The 15725-nt window shown below is 49.0% G+C and carries 17 protein-coding genes; 13 read left to right on the forward strand and 4 right to left on the reverse strand.

Annotation, left to right across the window (positions count from 1 at the left end):
• Window positions 1-59 precede the first annotated feature (59 nt).
• Complete coding sequence (locus P2G88_RS15390) at window positions 60-1073, forward strand: DUF3549 family protein (protein ID WP_275797492.1); 1014 nt, start codon at window positions 60-62, stop codon at window positions 1071-1073.
• The gene (locus P2G88_RS15395; protein ID WP_275797494.1) at window positions 1073-1375 is read left to right on the forward strand and encodes a DUF3301 domain-containing protein; all 303 of its coding nucleotides are present in this window, start codon (window positions 1073-1075) and stop codon (window positions 1373-1375) included. Before P2G88_RS15390 ends, P2G88_RS15395 begins: the two co-directional genes overlap by 1 nt.
• A 477-nt stretch (window positions 1376-1852) precedes the next feature.
• On the opposite strand, the gene P2G88_RS15400 is transcribed toward P2G88_RS15395, so the two are convergent.
• A complete protein-coding gene (locus tag P2G88_RS15400) occupies window positions 1853-2200 on the reverse strand; it encodes a DUF962 domain-containing protein (protein ID WP_275797496.1) in 348 nt (115 codons plus the stop codon).
• On the reverse strand, window positions 2200-2832 hold the full coding sequence (locus P2G88_RS15405; protein WP_275797498.1) for a GNAT family N-acetyltransferase: 633 nt from the start codon (window positions 2830-2832) through the stop codon (window positions 2200-2202). The genes P2G88_RS15400 and P2G88_RS15405 overlap by 1 nt, the downstream gene beginning before the upstream one ends.
• A gap of 172 nt (window positions 2833-3004) precedes the next feature.
• Here P2G88_RS15405 and P2G88_RS15410 point away from each other — a divergent pair, with 172 nt between their 5' ends.
• Window positions 3005-3235 (forward strand): DUF2789 family protein, encoded by a 231-nt coding sequence (locus tag P2G88_RS15410; protein ID WP_275797500.1) that lies wholly within the window; start codon window positions 3005-3007, stop codon window positions 3233-3235.
• A 43-nt stretch (window positions 3236-3278) separates the two neighbouring features.
• On the opposite strand, the gene P2G88_RS15415 is transcribed toward P2G88_RS15410, so the two are convergent.
• Window positions 3279-3641 carry a DUF3192 domain-containing protein gene (locus P2G88_RS15415; protein WP_275797502.1) on the reverse strand — a complete coding sequence of 121 codons (363 nt, stop codon included), beginning with the start codon at window positions 3639-3641 and terminating at the stop codon, window positions 3279-3281.
• 214 nt (window positions 3642-3855) lie between these two features.
• Here P2G88_RS15415 and P2G88_RS15420 point away from each other — a divergent pair, with 214 nt between their 5' ends.
• Window positions 3856-4137, forward strand: coding sequence for a hypothetical protein (locus P2G88_RS15420; protein WP_275797504.1), 282 nt, complete (start codon window positions 3856-3858; stop codon window positions 4135-4137).
• Here the strand turns inward: P2G88_RS15420 and syd are convergent.
• Window positions 4134-4691, reverse strand: coding sequence for a SecY-interacting protein (syd, locus tag P2G88_RS15425; RefSeq protein WP_275797506.1), 558 nt, complete (start codon window positions 4689-4691; stop codon window positions 4134-4136). The genes P2G88_RS15420 and syd overlap by 4 nt on opposite strands.
• 54 nt (window positions 4692-4745) lie before the next feature.
• Here syd and queF point away from each other — a divergent pair, with 54 nt between their 5' ends.
• The 9 genes from queF (at window position 4746) to P2G88_RS15470 (ending at window position 15563) form a co-directional block, all read left to right on the forward strand.
• The gene (gene queF, locus P2G88_RS15430) at window positions 4746-5582 is read left to right on the forward strand and encodes an NADPH-dependent 7-cyano-7-deazaguanine reductase QueF (protein ID WP_275797508.1); all 837 of its coding nucleotides are present in this window, start codon (window positions 4746-4748) and stop codon (window positions 5580-5582) included.
• Between the two features lie 382 nt (window positions 5583-5964).
• Window positions 5965-7515, forward strand: coding sequence for a GGDEF domain-containing protein (locus P2G88_RS15435; RefSeq protein ID WP_275797510.1), 1551 nt, complete (start codon window positions 5965-5967; stop codon window positions 7513-7515).
• Entirely contained in the window at window positions 7512-8873 is a 1362-nt protein-coding gene (gene ppnN, locus P2G88_RS15440; protein ID WP_275797513.1) for a nucleotide 5'-monophosphate nucleosidase PpnN, read from the forward strand. The genes P2G88_RS15435 and ppnN overlap by 4 nt, the downstream gene beginning before the upstream one ends.
• A gap of 94 nt (window positions 8874-8967) precedes the next feature.
• Entirely contained in the window at window positions 8968-9342 is a 375-nt protein-coding gene (locus tag P2G88_RS15445; protein ID WP_275797515.1) for a DUF3192 domain-containing protein, read from the forward strand.
• Window positions 9343-9355: 13 nt separating this feature from the next.
• A complete protein-coding gene (locus P2G88_RS15450) occupies window positions 9356-11044 on the forward strand; it encodes a hypothetical protein (RefSeq protein ID WP_275797517.1) in 1689 nt (562 codons plus the stop codon).
• 112 nt (window positions 11045-11156) lie between these two features.
• Window positions 11157-12164 (forward strand): isocitrate dehydrogenase, encoded by a 1008-nt coding sequence (locus tag P2G88_RS15455; RefSeq protein WP_275797519.1) that lies wholly within the window; start codon window positions 11157-11159, stop codon window positions 12162-12164.
• 124 nt (window positions 12165-12288) lie between these two features.
• A complete protein-coding gene (locus tag P2G88_RS15460) occupies window positions 12289-12591 on the forward strand; it encodes a ComEA family DNA-binding protein (RefSeq protein WP_275797521.1) in 303 nt (100 codons plus the stop codon).
• Between the two features lie 99 nt (window positions 12592-12690).
• A complete protein-coding gene (locus P2G88_RS15465; RefSeq protein ID WP_275797523.1) occupies window positions 12691-14121 on the forward strand; it encodes a mannose-1-phosphate guanylyltransferase/mannose-6-phosphate isomerase in 1431 nt (476 codons plus the stop codon).
• Window positions 14118-15563, forward strand: a complete 1446-nt coding sequence (locus P2G88_RS15470) for a phosphomannomutase CpsG (RefSeq protein WP_275797525.1) — start codon at window positions 14118-14120, stop codon at window positions 15561-15563. The genes P2G88_RS15465 and P2G88_RS15470 overlap by 4 nt, the downstream gene beginning before the upstream one ends.
• Window positions 15564-15725 lie beyond the last annotated feature (162 nt).

Raw genomic sequence — 15725 nt, forward strand, 5'->3', positions numbered from 1 at the left:
TTCAGATTGGTAAACAGTGCTTTGCCATCAGCCTCTTTGATTTAATGACGAAGGGTATCATGACCTCAATAGGTACGATTAGTGAATTTCTGCTTCAAGCTGGCTGCCAATATCTGGTCTTCGATCTCGGCCGGGGGATCCGCCGGCTCGATAGTCAGCAATTTCTGGACATTGAAACCAATAAAATCCCCCATCCATACCCGCGTTTAGGGTATGCCTGGTTTGGCCTGGTGTTCTGGAATAAGCAATTATCCCACCAGCACTATATTTGGTTTTTAAAGCTGCCTTTGGATGAACGAGGCCTGCTTGTCGGTGCGGCCCGTAATCACTTTTTGGGGATTGTGCTCGAAGCGCTGGCATCGAGCCAGGAAGGGCTGACAGACCAGCTACCTGAACATCCTTACCGCTTTTTACCCGGACAACAACAGTTAGCCAGCTTCAATAGCCTGGTCAGAAAAGCCCTGGCACTGCCGAAATCTTCCTATTTTGAGCAAGCCATCAGCTATTTGACATCGCCACACGAGCAAGACTGGCGAGAGGTCCCCATGCAAGGGCTCACCGACGTAGTGGCAAACCTCGACGAGCCGCAAACAGGAGCACTGCTTGCAACCCAAATGGAGAAGTTGCATCCAGATGTCCTGCACACTCTTTTGGGAGCCATGGAAAACCAAGCTATCGACACAGCGCTGACAGCGAAGCTTGTTCAGATGGCACAGATGCATTCCGGTGACATTCCACTGCAACAAGCCTGTCTTAGAGCCCTGTCTCAAAGCGTCGACAACATTGTGGTAATGCAGCATCTGCATTGGCTATTGGGTCAATCCTGGGCCAGTTGTGGAGATATCCTGATTGTGATCTCAGGTCGCCATTGGCAGCACCTCAGCGATGAGGCGTTACTGCAAGACTATTTGAACAATCTGGCGGCACAATGTCCTGAATTATTCTCGCCTGTATTTGCCGATTTAGTGCGTATTCCTGTGTTGAGAGAAGGCCTGCTTAAATTGCTAAGGGCACCACAGAAAAGTGAAACGCTGACCCAAGCCATCGGCCAACTCTTTAGCGAGCAAAACTGATGACCCTGTTTGATCTCATTCTGATGATGGTAATAGTGGTGGTTGGGCTTCAGTTCTGGCGCATTCGCGCCATTTCAGAAAAGGCCCATGTCTATCTTGAGCAGTATTGTCAGCAACAGGGACTTCAGCTTATTTCATTGTCGCGGGTAAAAACCCGGCTCACATCTATCCGCGGGAAGCTGGATTGGCACTCTGAATTTACCTTTGAGTTCTCAGGCAATGGTGAAGATGCTTATCAAGGCAAATTGATTATGGGTGGGCTGAAAGTGCTGCAAACTGACCTGCCGCCCTATCGCGTATAAAAAAACGTCAGCCTGAAATAATAAAGGCGTGGCCAAATGGCCACGCCCCTACCAATTTCTAAATCCCTATAAAGCAACCCTTGCTTTCACTGATCCTTGACCCAGCTCCCTCTGGCATTTCTAACCCTTTTAACTTACTCTTCCCGAGTAAGACACTCATCCTGAGCGTGTCCCTTTTCCTTTATCCTTTGCGCCGCCTCCCTCTTAGCGGCATTCCTCATCCTGAGGTTGTCCAAGTTCATCCGTGACCCATCGTGTTTCCTTGTGACGGGTATAAAGATATACCAGCGCAGACGATTTGTGTGTGACAGGAAAATGAAACTGACGTGTAGGAACCTATCCCACTTCAGAGAGATGCCTTACAAACACTTTTATTTCAAAAGGTTAGGATTTTTCGTAGGAGCTTTATCGACAGCATAAAACCTGTTTTTCCTACAAAATTGTGAGAGATGTCTTACAAAGTATGGAGAGACTTTCCTACACCTTTTCCTGGGCAGTCAGTTGGTCCAGGGGCGTTTTTCTGCCAAGAGCCGACTTACAGGCATCTTTTAGCATTACCCAGTCACCCAAAAAGCTATAAAAGGGATAAGAAAAAGTAGCGGGTTTATTGTGTTCGAAAAAAAAGTGACCGAGCCATGCACACCCGTACCCCACCAGTGGCATTAACCATAACCACACAAATTGACCAGTGAAGAGGGCAAAGGCCAATACCAACAGCACCAAGGTACTGCCAAGATAGTGTAATCGCCGGCATCTGCTATCCCGGTGCTCTTGCAGATAGTAAGGATAAAATTCAGCGAAGGAAGTGAAGCGCGCTTTTGCCATTATTGCCTCTTGCGGAACATTAGCTGGCCTTTAATCTGCCCTGTTTCCAAGTCCTCCAGCAACTGATATTCACCATCTTCAAAAAAGGCTTTGCACTTGGGCACCGTCACATATACCGCCACCCCCTCACTGACCGGATCTTCTTGTAACAAAGTATCTATGGCGCCCATCAGGATATGGCCAAGTCCGTGGTGTTGGTGATCAGGGTGTACACCAATAAAGGACAGCATATGGTAGTGAGCCGCTGGCACATGGGCTTTAACTTTAATTTCCTTTTCCACCATCTGTCTGGTGCCAAAGAATCCTGCGGTCAGCAACATCTTCAACCGCCAATGCCAGAAACGCCCGGGACCAAAGCAAGCATCAGGACTTATCAGGCATGCAACAGCTAACAGCCGCTCCCCCTCAAAGAGTCCAATCATAGGCTGACGAGCCATCCAGAAGCTGTTCAGCTCCTCTCGGATAGCAGCGCGCAGGCGTGATTCATAACCTTCCTTGTCAACTTGAAAAATCTGCATAAAGAGTGGGTCATCATGATAGGCCTGGTACAAAATGGAGCAGGCCACTTTTAAGTCTTCTGCACTGAGAAAGACCGCTTTGATTTCTTGTTCAGATAGCGTTGCCGCACTCATCATATTGCCCCACTTAAATTTGACTATATTTAAAGCTAAGGGAGCTATCACCACAGTGCCCCCGGGAAGCCTGGCTATCCTTTCCTTTATATGGACAGCAATAGGCTCAAAGACAATGTAACCCAGCACTTTCATGTTAACAACTTGTTAAGTTGCACTTTGGAGTGAAGTAATGAATCTGAATGCACCGACGATTTCTGATCTGTTTGAACAATTGGGCTTGGACAATGATGAGAAGTCCATCAACCAATTTATTGAACGATACCGTGGCTTAGATAGCGAAACGAAACTGGAACAGGCCGCTTTTTGGAACAATGCACAATCCAGTTTTATTAAAAGTGCGCTGACGGAAGATGCTGAGTGGGCGGAAGTGATCGATCAGCTGAATATGCGGCTGAGATAGAGTTGCCGGCAAGAAAAGGGCTGCCATCGGCAGCCCTCCCGAACTAGATTTTGGTCAGGGCCAATTCACCCCAGCCCGACAGCTGACCGTTTTTAATTACCACCGGTGTACATTCATCCTTGGTGGTCATACCGTCACCGGCCATACGCTGAGTACGGTAATAGAGGACCTGATAGTTGTTCTCGCCACTTTGCAAAAATTCATTGAAGTCAGGCGTGCCCATCTTGTCCATCACCTGATTCACATTCATACCCGGTTGCAGGTTAGCAAGGTGTTTGCGATTTTTAAGTTCGCGTTTTTCGGCATCATCCACATAGTGTCCGTCGCCATCCACGGATATCACACAGCCAGATAAAGTCAAAGCCACTGGGATCAGTGCCGCAACCAGTAGTTTTTTTGTTCTCATAGTATCCCCGAAAATTTGATGGTGATTTATTATGGTGAAGATTTGACGCTTGAAACCTTCACGGTCACATTCAGACAGCAAGAATAAAGCCAATCCATATCCTATTGTTTTTATTAACTTTTAAATTATCAACATGGGTTCAGAAACAGCAAAGGTGAGTTAACCAACCAATTAGTGGTCATTTTTGCCAAATTAAAAACATCAACGGATCAGCATGAGTAACAGCAATTACATCATCGAACTTTGTCAGACTTTGCAACAGCAGGGGAAGCAACCTTCAGTGGCCCTAATAAAAGCCATTAGCCAAAAAACCCTGCCTTTACCCGACATTTTGTCTGTATTACAGAAATGGAAACAAACAGGTGGCAAACTTACGGCGAGCAAACAGCCTTCACAAACGACAAAGGCGCGGTTGAGCCAGGAGGAGCGTATTCAGGCATTGGAAGAGCGGGTAGCCAGGCTCGAGGCCCTGATTGAAGCTAAAGCAGATGACTAATCTAATGTCGCTTCTACATTCAGGCTATCGATAAATGCCGAAAGATTGTCAGCAAGGACTTCTTGTGCCGGCAAGCCAACCCGCTCCAACACTACTTGACCGCTGTCATTGTCGAGGCTGATGACATAGTCTTCATTGTCAGTAACCGCAATAAAGACTGTAATAGGTTGCTTTAAGCGGCGTTTCATTAGTACATGCCCTACTAAATTCTGCAGTAAGCGTTCAAAATCTTGTTCGTTCCATAATTGCAAAAGCTGTAAGCGTCCCCTGTCAGTACTGGCATTGAGGCCTTCCGACCAATAACGGCTGTAAAACGTCTTGAGATCCGGATGAAACGTTATGCCCAGCGCCTGTTCAGTACTGCTGAAATCCAGGGTGTTGGTATTGCGCACCGGCTGCCAGTGAATAACACCTTCACCATTGGGCTCTGACTGCTTACATGACGACGGCCAGTCGGGATCCCAGTCAGTGCATAAAGCGATCTCTTGCGCCTGATGCCAGGCCATGTACTTATCTACAAAGGCATCAAGAGTGGCACACAACTGCTGATTCATGGATTGCACTTAAAAATGTTAGAATGGCGCCATTCTAACCATAGCGGCCAGTTCATGACAAAACCGACATCAGCTTTCCAATTAGATTCACTGACTCTGGGTAAAACATCTGCCTACCCTGAAGTTTATGCTCCCGAACTCTTGCAAGCAGTGCCCCGCTCATTAAACCGCGATGAATTAGGCATAGTGGCACAGCAACCCTTCAGCGGAGTCGATATTTGGAACAGCTACGAATTGTCCTGGCTGAACAGCAAAGGCAAGCCCCGCGTAGCGTTGATGCAGGCTATTTTGCCGGCCGACAGCCCGAACCTGATCGAATCAAAATCCTTCAAGCTCTATTTAAACAGCTTTAATCAGTGGAAAGTGGAGAACGAAGCAAGCTTAACAGCAACCCTGAGCAAAGATCTTTCCGCCTGCGCAGGGGCACCGGTCAAAGTACGATTGTTTCATCTGGACGATATTGATGCCTATCAGGTTGTTTCGCTAAAAGGCGACTTGTTGGATGATTTGGATATCGAGGTGTCCGAATATCAGCTGCAGCCAAGCTGTTTGCTGACGCTGGATAACCAGGTCAGCCAAACCTATGTGAGTCATCTGCTGAAATCTAACTGCTTGATCACCAATCAACCCGATTGGGCCAGCGTCCAAATTCGTTATGAAGGTAAACAGATTGAACCTAAAAGCCTGTTGCGCTATCTGATTTCTTTCAGGCAACACAACGAATTTCACGAGCAATGTGTTGAAAGGATCTTCTGCGATATCATGCGTCACTGTGCACCGGAAAAGCTGACCGTCTATGCCAGATACACCAGACGGGGCGGTTTAGACATCAATCCGTTCCGTAGCAACTATGAACGGCCGTATGCCAATGGCAGGCTGATAAGACAATAGAAAATGACTTTCCGACAGAAAACTTTCAGCAAGACTTTCATTTTTGCAAAATCAGGTTAGAATGTGAGCGTTTCTCAAAGACTTGGCGGACTCACAATGTCAAACCAATATCCTCAAGAACGCCTGCCCTACTACTTGGTTAAGCGTCCTTTGTCAGACGACTGACAAAAAAAGCAAGGTAATTTCGGTTCCTTGCTTTTTTCTTTTCTGGCTGTCTCCAGACTGTTCGCCAATCCCCACTGCATCACACTCTTAGTGAAAAAGATTTTGATAGAGCAAAACAGCCATTATACTGACCCTATGGTGGTTAACGCCGCCACACTCACCTAAGGTCTCAAAGGGGCGTCCTCAACCTGAGAAGGACATAGATTCGGATATCATAATGGTGCAATTGAACTCTACTTCCTCGCAGCAAAAAGCCCTTCGCGGACTAAAGCATCAGATAGATACTCTTGCCCAATTCATTATCAGGATCAGTAAGTTCTACGAGGGTGTCTCCCCACAGCTGGATAAGGAATTGCAGCAACTTCGCTCTCACCTCGGTGGTAAGGCAAATTTTACTTTGGCCGATGTCAGCATCCGCAAGCTTACCGGCTTGCTGATGGAAAATGCCGATCATCTTCGCGCTCATACGGCTAAAACACAGAGCATGCTGGAGTCTGCGGTAAAAGCCTTGCAGCAAGACAATGGCCTGCCCTCTCCCCTTAAAGAGGATATCCAGGGTTTCCTGCTGACCCTCAAAGAAGGCCAACCTAATATCAACAGCTCCCTATCGCATTTTGAAGCGGCATTGGCACTCTATCAAAAAGCGCTGGCCAATAAACCTCAGGGGCAGGGGGCAAAATCCTCCTCAAATAACCAGCCGACAGGTAGCGAAGTGGCCGAGCTGCATCAGGAAATCTGCAATGAGTTGCGCGAACTGGTAACCCAATTAAGTCCGACTGATGACAACGGCGACCACTTGAAAAGTATCAAGGAAAAGTTAGTCAGAGGATTAAGCCACCGCGAATTGCTTGAATGCTGCTTGGTGCTAGTCAGGGCCATCCTTAAGGATCTGGTCAAAGAACGAAAACATGCCGAGCGCTTTATTTCGAGTTTGTATAAGACGCTTAGTACCGTTAGTAGCAATGTAGGTAAATCCATCGAGGACAGCCAGGAAAAATATCAGCTTAAGATACAAACTAGCAGTGCCATGCGCGAGCAAATGGCAGACATGGCACAGGCTATTGGTAAGGCCAACGACTTATCGCAATTGAAACAGCAGGCTGTCGATTATCTGGCCCGTATCGCGCAGACCTTGGACAGCCGTGACTCGGTGGATAAGGAAGAGCAGATGATGCTGATGTCTTTGCTCCAGGATATGAAAGATCAGCTGTCACAGTTAGAGCAAGATACCGCTGACTACCGGCATCGTCTGCTGCAACAACGCTACCATAGCCATCATGATCCGCTCACTCAGATCCCCAACAGAAATGCCTACAATGACAGAGTGGATATGGAATACCGGCGTTGGCGCCGCCATGGTACAGATCTTTGCCTTGCGCTCGTAGATATCGATCGGTTTAAGGACATCAATGACAACTATGGTCATGCGGGCGGCGACAAGACCTTGCAGGTGATTGCACAGCAGATCAGTAAATGTTTGCGCAGCACCGATTTTTTAGCGCGCTGGGGCGGAGAAGAGTTTGTGATTTTACTGCCGCAGACGCCGGTGGATGAACTGGAAAAGCCGCTACAACATATTCGCCAGCAAATAGAAAATATTCCCTTTAAATTTAAAGATATAAGCGTCACCATCACGGTTTCCATCGGCGCCTCCAATTTCTGTGCAGGTGACAGTATTGAAAGCGTCTTTGACCGTGCCGATCGTGCTTTGTATCAAGCCAAACGCGAAGGGCGCAACCGTTGTATAGTCGAGCGAGGTGTATCATGAACAGAAGCGTACAGCTTAATCCAGTAGGCTCACTCAGCCTGCTTTCCCAGCTAGAAGTCGATAGCCTCAAACGCTCCACCTCCAGCGAACTCTATCAAATCTTCAGAAATTGCTGCCTTGCGGTCCTTAACAGCGGGGCCGATGACGATGACTTTGAACATTTATTTGCACCCTATGCTAATTTCGACGTCAACCTGCTACAGCGGGAACGCGGCGTAAAAATTGAACTCATCAACCCGCCCGAGCGGGCATTCGTGGACGATGAGTTGATTACCGGGGTGCATGAACACCTGTTTGCCGTACTGCGCGACATGCTGCATATGGGTGCCAGATACGAGAATTTCGGCAGCATCACCGAATCTACGCATATCACTCACATGGTTTTTGACATGCTGCGTAACGCCGAAGTCATTCGCCACAACTGGGATCCGAATATGGTGGTCTGCTGGGGCGGCCATTCCATCGGCGAAGTAGAGTATCGCTACACCAAGGAAGTGGGCTACCAATTGGGGTTAAGGCAGATGAATATCTGCACCGGCTGTGGTCCAGGGGCAATGAAAGGTCCGATGAAAGGCGCCACCATTGGCCACGCCAAGCAACGCTACAAAAATGGACGTTATCTGGGTATTACCGAACCCAGCATTATTGCCGCAGAGCCGCCAAATCCCATTGTCAATGAACTGGTCATCATGCCGGATATCGAGAAGCGTCTGGAAGCCTTTGTGCGCGCTGCACATGGTATAGTGATCTTCCCTGGCGGGGTAGGCACGGCAGAAGAGCTGCTCTATCTGCTGGGTATCATGCTGCATGAGAAAAACAGCGACCAGGTGCTGCCCATTGTGCTCACCGGCCCCAAAGCCTGCGAAGAGTACTTTAAGAGTATCGACCAATTTGTGGCTACCACGCTGGGAGCGGAAGCTCAGAAACTCTACACCATCATTGTCGATGATCCGGTGCAGGTCGCCAGGACCATTAAACAAGGCCAGAAAGATGTTAGGGATTATCGTAAACAGAAAGGCGATTCCTATCATTTCAACTGGTCCTTGCATATTGATGATGAATTTCAATTCCCTTTTCAGCCTACCCACGAGCGGATGGCCGCATTGAACTTACACTTCAACCAACCTAAAGCGCAGTTGGCGGCGGCATTGCGCCGGGCGTTTTCTGGCATCGTAGCCGGTAATGTGAAAGCTGAAGGGGTTAAGCAGATTAGGGATAAAGGACCATTTCAAATCAACGGCGACATCGGCTTGATGAAGATGTTAGACGAGTTACTGGAATCCTTCGTTAAGCAGAATCGCATGAAGTTACCCGGTAGCCATTATTCCCCTTGCTATCAGGTATCCAAAGTCTCCTAACGGGATAATTGGATTATAAGGCGGGACCATCAGACTTTGATGCGTCCCGCTAACGTGTAAACTAGTAACCATAGAAACGGCTTCTTTAGTACTCATGGATAAGAAAGTAATCAAACGTGTTGGTCTTGGTCTGGTAGTGTATTTAGTATTTGCCGGTCTGGTGTTGGTGTTTTACCCCGACGATCCTGACTCCATGGACTGGAAAGATCGTGAGCAATTTAACAAAGTGCAAATCGCCAAGCTACAGCTGGGTACCGGCAGACAAGCGGTGATCACTCAATTGGGATCACCCGATATCAGCGAAGCCAAACAGGTCGAACAGAGCAAATATCAGGTCATGTTCTATCGCACTCAGCACATGGAATCCGATGGCATCACCACCATGAATGAATGCACTCCGCTGCTGTTTGAAAATGACAGTTTGGTGGCCTGGGGCGAAGGTGCCTACCAACAATATTTAAGCTATTAGCGTCATATCCCTTATGACTGAGCCAGTTAAGGTTTCACAACTTTGGCACAGCCAGTCACAGGCCTTGCTTGCATTGCAACGGCGCCTTGCTGAAAAGCAAGAAATAGAGCCAGCGGAAATATTGCATTTGGCACAGCAGATGATGCAGTTTGAACAGCAAGCCCCAGAAGCTTTCTATGCCCAACTCTGTTTGAACCTTCCCCAACGGGATCAGTTGAATACCGACGATGTCAGATCTCTGGTCGTGACCTTACTGCTTTGCCGACGTCGCAATTGGAATTCAGTCTGTGCCTTGCAGCTGCTATGCGCCGCTATCAGTTTATTCCTTTTTACCCCAAGCGGAATATCGCCAGCCTTTAGGCAACGATTGCAGAACATGGATCAGCAGCTTTGGCTGCATAGCCTGATTTGTGTCTTTAAGTTATTACCACACCGCCACAAAGGCGCTTTTGGCAGACTAATGGAGCGCCTTGCAGAGCATCAGCGGCTATTACTTACCGCTAGTCTGCTCGGTGAGCAACTCAGCCTCGGTATTAGGCAAGGACACCCGGCTTTCGCAACTGCCCTGAAGAGTTTGCTAAAACGGCTACCGCCAAAGTTACAGCCGTTGCTGGAAGAACTCTTTCCGTTTCCGGGTCTGTTGCCACCCGGCGCGTTCATTTCCCTGGCACAATCTAAAGCACTGGTCGTCGCTATCAGTGATAAGGCCTTTTGGGTCAGAACCATTGATGAAGCTGCGCAGTCATGCAATCCACAGATGGAGCTCATCAAAGTGGATCAACGCCTTGAAATGTTGCCAGCACACGAATTGCCCGACATAGAATGGCTGGACAGTCTGTGGCCTCTTGGCTGGCAGGAGGAAGCACTTCCGGGGAATTTACTGAAGGTCAATCGCAAAGACAGTTATCCCATTGCCCAGCCGCCAGGCAAACTGCTCGCCATTCAGGATTTACTGACCCACAAAGAGCCTGATCCCGATGTGATTGCAGAGCATATTGCCAGTGAGGGATTTCTGGCCAGACAGCTAAGCGAAGCCGCTAGCCGCCAGTCCAGACTCAATCTAAAGCTGAAGGAAGTGAAACATGCGTTGCTTTATCAGGGATTCGAACGCACCAGCGCGATAATGATCCAGCAAGCGTTGCTGAATCGGCTCAATCAGCACTATTTCCCGCTCCAGGAAAACCTGCTTCAATTTACTGAATTGCTTGCGCAATGCATGGAATGCTTAGGTAAAGTTATTGGACATAGTGCTCCACAAAGCATGCGTACCCTGGGCTATTTTGCCTGCTCGGCCTTGTTTACTCATCAGAGCCTTAAATCGCAAATAAAGCTTCCTGCCCGCGGCAGTTCAGGCTTTGATATCAATCAGCTACTTTATTTCCGGGACAGCCAGAATATGCAGTCCCTGGCAGTCAAGCTGGCTACCGCCTGGCAGCAAGACAAGGTGTTAGTTGGTGCATTGCGCTGGCATAATCGACTCCCTGAGGACATGGATTGCAGCAAAAAACAAAAAGTGTCGGCCTGTCTTTTGGGGTTGGGATTAATCATGGCAAGTCGCGCCTATTGGGGTACGGAATCCGCTTCTATTCAAAGCGATGAATATAAACGTCAAGCCTTGGCGCAGCTTTACCTGACAGACACACAACTTACCCAGCTTTTATGGGAAGCGATTGACGCCACCCATTGCTTTAGTCCTTGCTGAATCCCCCGCCATTCAAGGCGCGCGCTGGAAAAGAAGCAAAGAAAATGCTATAAAACGCGGCCATATTTTTAGCGTGCCCATCGCGCCATCAAACAGTTGAATAGGAATCCTTATGACACAGCAGCGTATTACCGTTATTCGTGGTGACGGCATCGGTCCGGACATTGTTGACGCCACTCTTCAGATCCTGAACAAAGCAGGTTGTGACTTTGCCTATGACTTTGCCGATGCCGGCTTGGTGGCACTGGAAAAACACGGTGAGCTGCTGCCCCAAGATACCTTGGATCTGATCGCCAAGAATAAAGTGACTCTTAAAGGACCTCTGACAACGCCGGTAGGCGAAGGCTTTACCTCTATCAACGTCAGCCTGCGTAAAAAATTCCAACTTTACGCTAACGTGCGTCCGGTGTTGTCTTTTAAAGGCACCAAAGCCCGATATCAGGACATCGATATCATCACCGTTCGTGAAAATACCGAAGGCATGTATTCTGGCCTTGGCCAGGTTGTCTCTGCAGACGGTAACGAAGCCGAGGCGATGAGCAAAATTACCCGCGAAGGTGCAGAGCGTATTGTGACTTTTGCTTATGAGCTGGCAGTACGTGAAGGTCGCAAGAAAGTGACGGCGGTACACAAGGCCAACATCCTGAAATCCACTTCAGGTCTTTTCCTCAAAGTTGCTCGCGAAGTCGCTCAGCGTTATCCACAAATCGAAAGTACCGAGATGATCGTCGATAACTGCTGTATGCAGCTGGTGATGAACCCGCATCAGTTCGACGTAATCGTGACCACCAACCTGTTCGGTGACATTCTCTCTGATCTGTGTGCCGGCCTGGTCGGTGGTTTGGGCATGGCCCCTGGTGCCAACATCGGTAAAGACTGCGCCATCTTCGAAGCGGTACACGGCTCTGCCCCTGATATCGCCGGTAAAAACCTGGCTAATCCTACCTCTGTGATCCTGGCGGCTATTCAGATGCTGGAGTACCTCGGCATGGCCGACAAAGCCGACAAGATTCGCGCTGCAGTGAAAGATGTGATCGAAACCGGTGACCGTACCACGCGTGATTTAGGTGGCAGCCACGGCACCACAGACTTCACCGAAGCCGTTTTGGAAAGGCTTTAAACAGTGACTAAGGCCGGATTATCCGGCCTTTTTTATGGGCCGAAATCAACTCAAAGGACTACAATTAAGGTGACGCGAAGTTCCCAGCGTCGGTTTTTGGACAACCAGGAAGAGGGACCCAATCATGAAAAGATTGTTAATGTTGTCTGCAGTATTACTGGGCCTGAGCACACCGATTCAGGCTCTAACGGAACAGGAACCGCAAGGTGAGCCGGCTGCGAGCAGCCAGATAGCCACCATCAATATTAACGAGGCCAGCGCAGAAGAGTTGACTGCCTTACCCGGTATCGGAAAAGTCAAGGCTGAAGCTATTGTCAACTATCGCGAAGAGCATGGTCCATTTGAAGATGTCGACGACCTGACAAAGGTAAACGGCATCGGAGAACAGACTGTCAAAGGCCTTAAAAGTAAAGTCAGTTTTCACTGACCTTTGCCCGGCGTCACACTGACGCCGGGCTTCTCCACTCTATACCCCATCATCGTTGGCTGATATGCTTATCAAAAAAGCAATCAGGATGATGTATCTATGAAGCCAATCGTTATGGCAGGCGGCTCTGGCAGCCGTCTTTGGCCCAAATCCAGGGCCGCTTTTCCTAAGCAGTTTCTCTCGCTAACCTCTGAGCACAGTATGCTTCAAGACACCCTTTTAAGATTAAAGGGACTTGATACCGAAGCACCGGTATTTGTTTGCAATGACGACCATCGCTTTATCGTCGCTGAGCAGTTGCGTCAGGCCGGACTTAAACATGACGGCATTCTTCTTGAACCTATGGGCAAGAATACCGCCCCCGCCATTGCTCTGGCAGCGTTACACGCCAGACTCAAAGGTGAAGATCCGATTTTGCTGGTGCTGGCTGCCGATCATGTGATTCAAAATACCCCAGCCTTCCATCAGGCAGTTAAAGAAGCCGAAGCATTGGCCCGTCAAGATAAACTGGTTACTTTCGGTGTGGTGCCCACCTGTGCTCATACCGGTTACGGCTATATCAAACGTGGCGCAGCATTAGGCGATAGCGGCTACCAGGTTGCCAGCTTTGAGGAAAAGCCAGATATGCCCAAAGCCCAGGCGTTTGTAGATAGCGGGGAGTATCTGTGGAACAGCGGCATGTTTATGTTTAAAGCCAGTCGTTACTTACAAGAACTGTCCAAGTTTGCCCCGGAAATACTGGGTGTCTGTGAAAAAGCCATCGAAACCGAATCCCTTGATTTAGAGTTTGTCAGGGTCGATGCGGATATTTTCGCCACCTGTCCGGAAGATTCGATCGACTATGCAGTGATGGAAAAAACCGATGCCGCGGCTGTTGTGCCCCTTGATGCTGGCTGGAGCGATGTGGGCAGTTGGTCCTCGCTTTGGGAAGTCCAGGACAAAGACGAAAATGGTAACGTGGTCCAAGGCGATGCCATGCTGGTCGATGTCAAAGACAGCTATATCAATGCGGAGCAACGCTTGATTGCAGTGCTGGGTTTGCAAGATGTTATCGTGGTGGAAACCAAAGATGCCATATTGGTGGCCCACAAAGACAAGGTCCAAGACATCAAAACCGTGGTCAACAAGCTTAAGGCTGAAGCGCGTTCAGAGTACAAGTTTCACCGTGAAGTATTCCGTCCCTGGGGCAGCTACGACAGCATCGATAACGGGCAGCGTTTCCAGGTCAAACGCATCACCGTGAAACCGGGAGAAAAACTGTCAGTGCAGATGCATCATCATCGCGCTGAACATTGGATCGTGGTATCTGGCACAGCGAAGGTTACCTGTGATGAAGACACTTTCCTTATGTCTGAAAATCAATCCACCTATATCCCTATCGGGGTGGTGCATAGCCTGGAAAACCCCGGCAAGATCCCGCTCGAGTTAATTGAGGTGCAATCGGGTGCTTATTTGGGTGAAGACGATATCGTTCGGTTTTCAGATAGATACGGCCGCACCGGAGGCGACAAGCAGGAGACGAAGCAGTGAAACTAACTTGTTTCAAAGCCTATGATATTCGCGGCAAGCTTGGCGAAGAATTATCAGAAACCGTTGCTTACCGTGTTGGAAAGGCTTTTGCACAATTCCTCAGCGCGAAGAAAGTAGTGGTCGGTGCCGATGTGCGTCTGACCTCCGAGGCTTTGAAATTGGCGCTGTCTGCAGGTCTGATTGATGGAGGCGCCAGTGTCACTGACATTGGTATGACCGGTACCGAAGAGATTTACTTTGCTACCAGTGATTTGCATCAGGATGGCGGCATTCAGGTCACCGCCAGCCATAATCCTATCGATTATAACGGCATGAAGCTGGTACGTGAGCAGTCAAAGCCGATTAGCGGCGATACCGGTCTTAATGAGATTAAAGCCCTGGCAGAGAGCTATTCCGAGCAAGAAGTGCAGGCGGCACTGGCGCGTCACGGCGCGCCGAGCAATGAAGCAGCATTTCTGGATGGCATTGGACAAGTCAAAGCCGAAAGCCTGCTGCAAACTGGGCAATTCCAAAAGCGCTCCAACCTCGAGGCCTATACCGAACATATGCTCAGCTATATCGAGCCGAGCAAACTCAAGCCTTTAAAGCTAGTAGTCAATGCAGGCAATGGTGCAGCAGGCCATGCACTGGATGCTATTGAGCAGAAGCTTAAGCACCTCGGTGCAAAAATCGAATTTATCAAGGTTCATCATGACGCGGACGGACGCTTTCCCAATGGCATCCCTAACCCCTTGTTGCCAGAGTGCCGAGCCAGTACTGCCGAGGCGGTTCTGACCAACCAGGCCGATATGGGAATTGCCTGGGATGGCGATTTCGATCGCTGCTTTCTGTTCGATGAAAGAGGTCAGTTTATTGAGGGCTACTATATCGTTGGCCTGCTGGCGCAAGCCTTTTTGACGAAGCACAAGGGTGAGGCCATCATCTTCGACCCAAGGGTCTACTGGAATACAGAAGATATTGTGAAGCAGGGAGGCGGCAGGCCCGTTAAGAGCAAGACCGGGCATGCCTTTATCAAAGAGCGCATGCGCAAAGAAGACGCGGTTTATGGTGGCGAGATGAGTGCCCATCATTATTTCCGCGATTTCGCTTACTGTGACTCAGGCATGATCCCCTGGTTATTAGTGGCTGAGCTTATCAGTACCCAAGGCCAAACATTGTCTGAGATGGTTGCACAGCGCATTGCGGCCTTCCCCTCCTCGGGGGAAATCAATTCCACGGTGGCAGATGCCGATGTCACCCTAAGCAAGGTGCTGGACAGATATCAGTCGCAAGCCCAGATATTGGATGAAACCGATGGCATTGGTCTGGAGTTTGGTACTTGGCGTTTTAATTTACGAAAATCCAACACCGAACCGGTGATCCGCCTTAATGTTGAATCGCGCGGCGATGCAGCCCTTACCAAGGAAAAGACTGAGGAATTGTTAGCTTTGATACGCAGCTAAGCACCTGACAATAAGATGAAAAAGCCCCTTTATAGGGGCTTCAGATTGATGATAAACCCCACCATTTTGGTGGGGTTTTGTTTTTTAGGGCCATCCAGTGAGTTTTCCGTGGCTCCTTACCTATTGATGGGATCGGCTGATTTTTTCTTAAGCGTGATTGAG

This window comes from Aliiglaciecola sp. CAU 1673 (assembly GCF_029223185.1).
Lineage (GTDB): Bacteria > Pseudomonadota > Gammaproteobacteria > Enterobacterales > Alteromonadaceae > Bowmanella.

What these genes read in the sequence shown, in the direction of transcription:
- P2G88_RS15390 (WP_275797492.1), top strand. Translation starts at nt 60, where the DNA reads ATGACCTCAATAGGTACGATTAGTGAATTTCTGCTTCAAGCTGGCTGC.
- P2G88_RS15395 (WP_275797494.1), top strand. Translation starts at nt 1,073, where the DNA reads ATGACCCTGTTTGATCTCATTCTGATGATGGTAATAGTGGTGGTTGGG.
- P2G88_RS15400 (WP_275797496.1), bottom strand. Translation starts at nt 2,200, where the DNA reads ATGGCAAAAGCGCGCTTCACTTCCTTCGCTGAATTTTATCCTTACTAT.
- P2G88_RS15405 (WP_275797498.1), bottom strand. Translation starts at nt 2,832, where the DNA reads ATGAGTGCGGCAACGCTATCTGAACAAGAAATCAAAGCGGTCTTTCTC.
- P2G88_RS15410 (WP_275797500.1), top strand. Translation starts at nt 3,005, where the DNA reads ATGAATCTGAATGCACCGACGATTTCTGATCTGTTTGAACAATTGGGC.
- P2G88_RS15415 (WP_275797502.1), bottom strand. Translation starts at nt 3,641, where the DNA reads ATGAGAACAAAAAAACTACTGGTTGCGGCACTGATCCCAGTGGCTTTG.
- P2G88_RS15420 (WP_275797504.1), top strand. Translation starts at nt 3,856, where the DNA reads ATGAGTAACAGCAATTACATCATCGAACTTTGTCAGACTTTGCAACAG.
- syd (WP_275797506.1), bottom strand. Translation starts at nt 4,691, where the DNA reads ATGAATCAGCAGTTGTGTGCCACTCTTGATGCCTTTGTAGATAAGTAC.
- queF (WP_275797508.1), top strand. Translation starts at nt 4,746, where the DNA reads ATGACAAAACCGACATCAGCTTTCCAATTAGATTCACTGACTCTGGGT.
- P2G88_RS15435 (WP_275797510.1), top strand. Translation starts at nt 5,965, where the DNA reads ATGGTGCAATTGAACTCTACTTCCTCGCAGCAAAAAGCCCTTCGCGGA.
- ppnN (WP_275797513.1), top strand. Translation starts at nt 7,512, where the DNA reads ATGAACAGAAGCGTACAGCTTAATCCAGTAGGCTCACTCAGCCTGCTT.
- P2G88_RS15445 (WP_275797515.1), top strand. Translation starts at nt 8,968, where the DNA reads ATGGATAAGAAAGTAATCAAACGTGTTGGTCTTGGTCTGGTAGTGTAT.
- P2G88_RS15450 (WP_275797517.1), top strand. Translation starts at nt 9,356, where the DNA reads ATGACTGAGCCAGTTAAGGTTTCACAACTTTGGCACAGCCAGTCACAG.
- P2G88_RS15455 (WP_275797519.1), top strand. Translation starts at nt 11,157, where the DNA reads ATGACACAGCAGCGTATTACCGTTATTCGTGGTGACGGCATCGGTCCG.
- P2G88_RS15460 (WP_275797521.1), top strand. Translation starts at nt 12,289, where the DNA reads ATGAAAAGATTGTTAATGTTGTCTGCAGTATTACTGGGCCTGAGCACA.
- P2G88_RS15465 (WP_275797523.1), top strand. Translation starts at nt 12,691, where the DNA reads ATGAAGCCAATCGTTATGGCAGGCGGCTCTGGCAGCCGTCTTTGGCCC.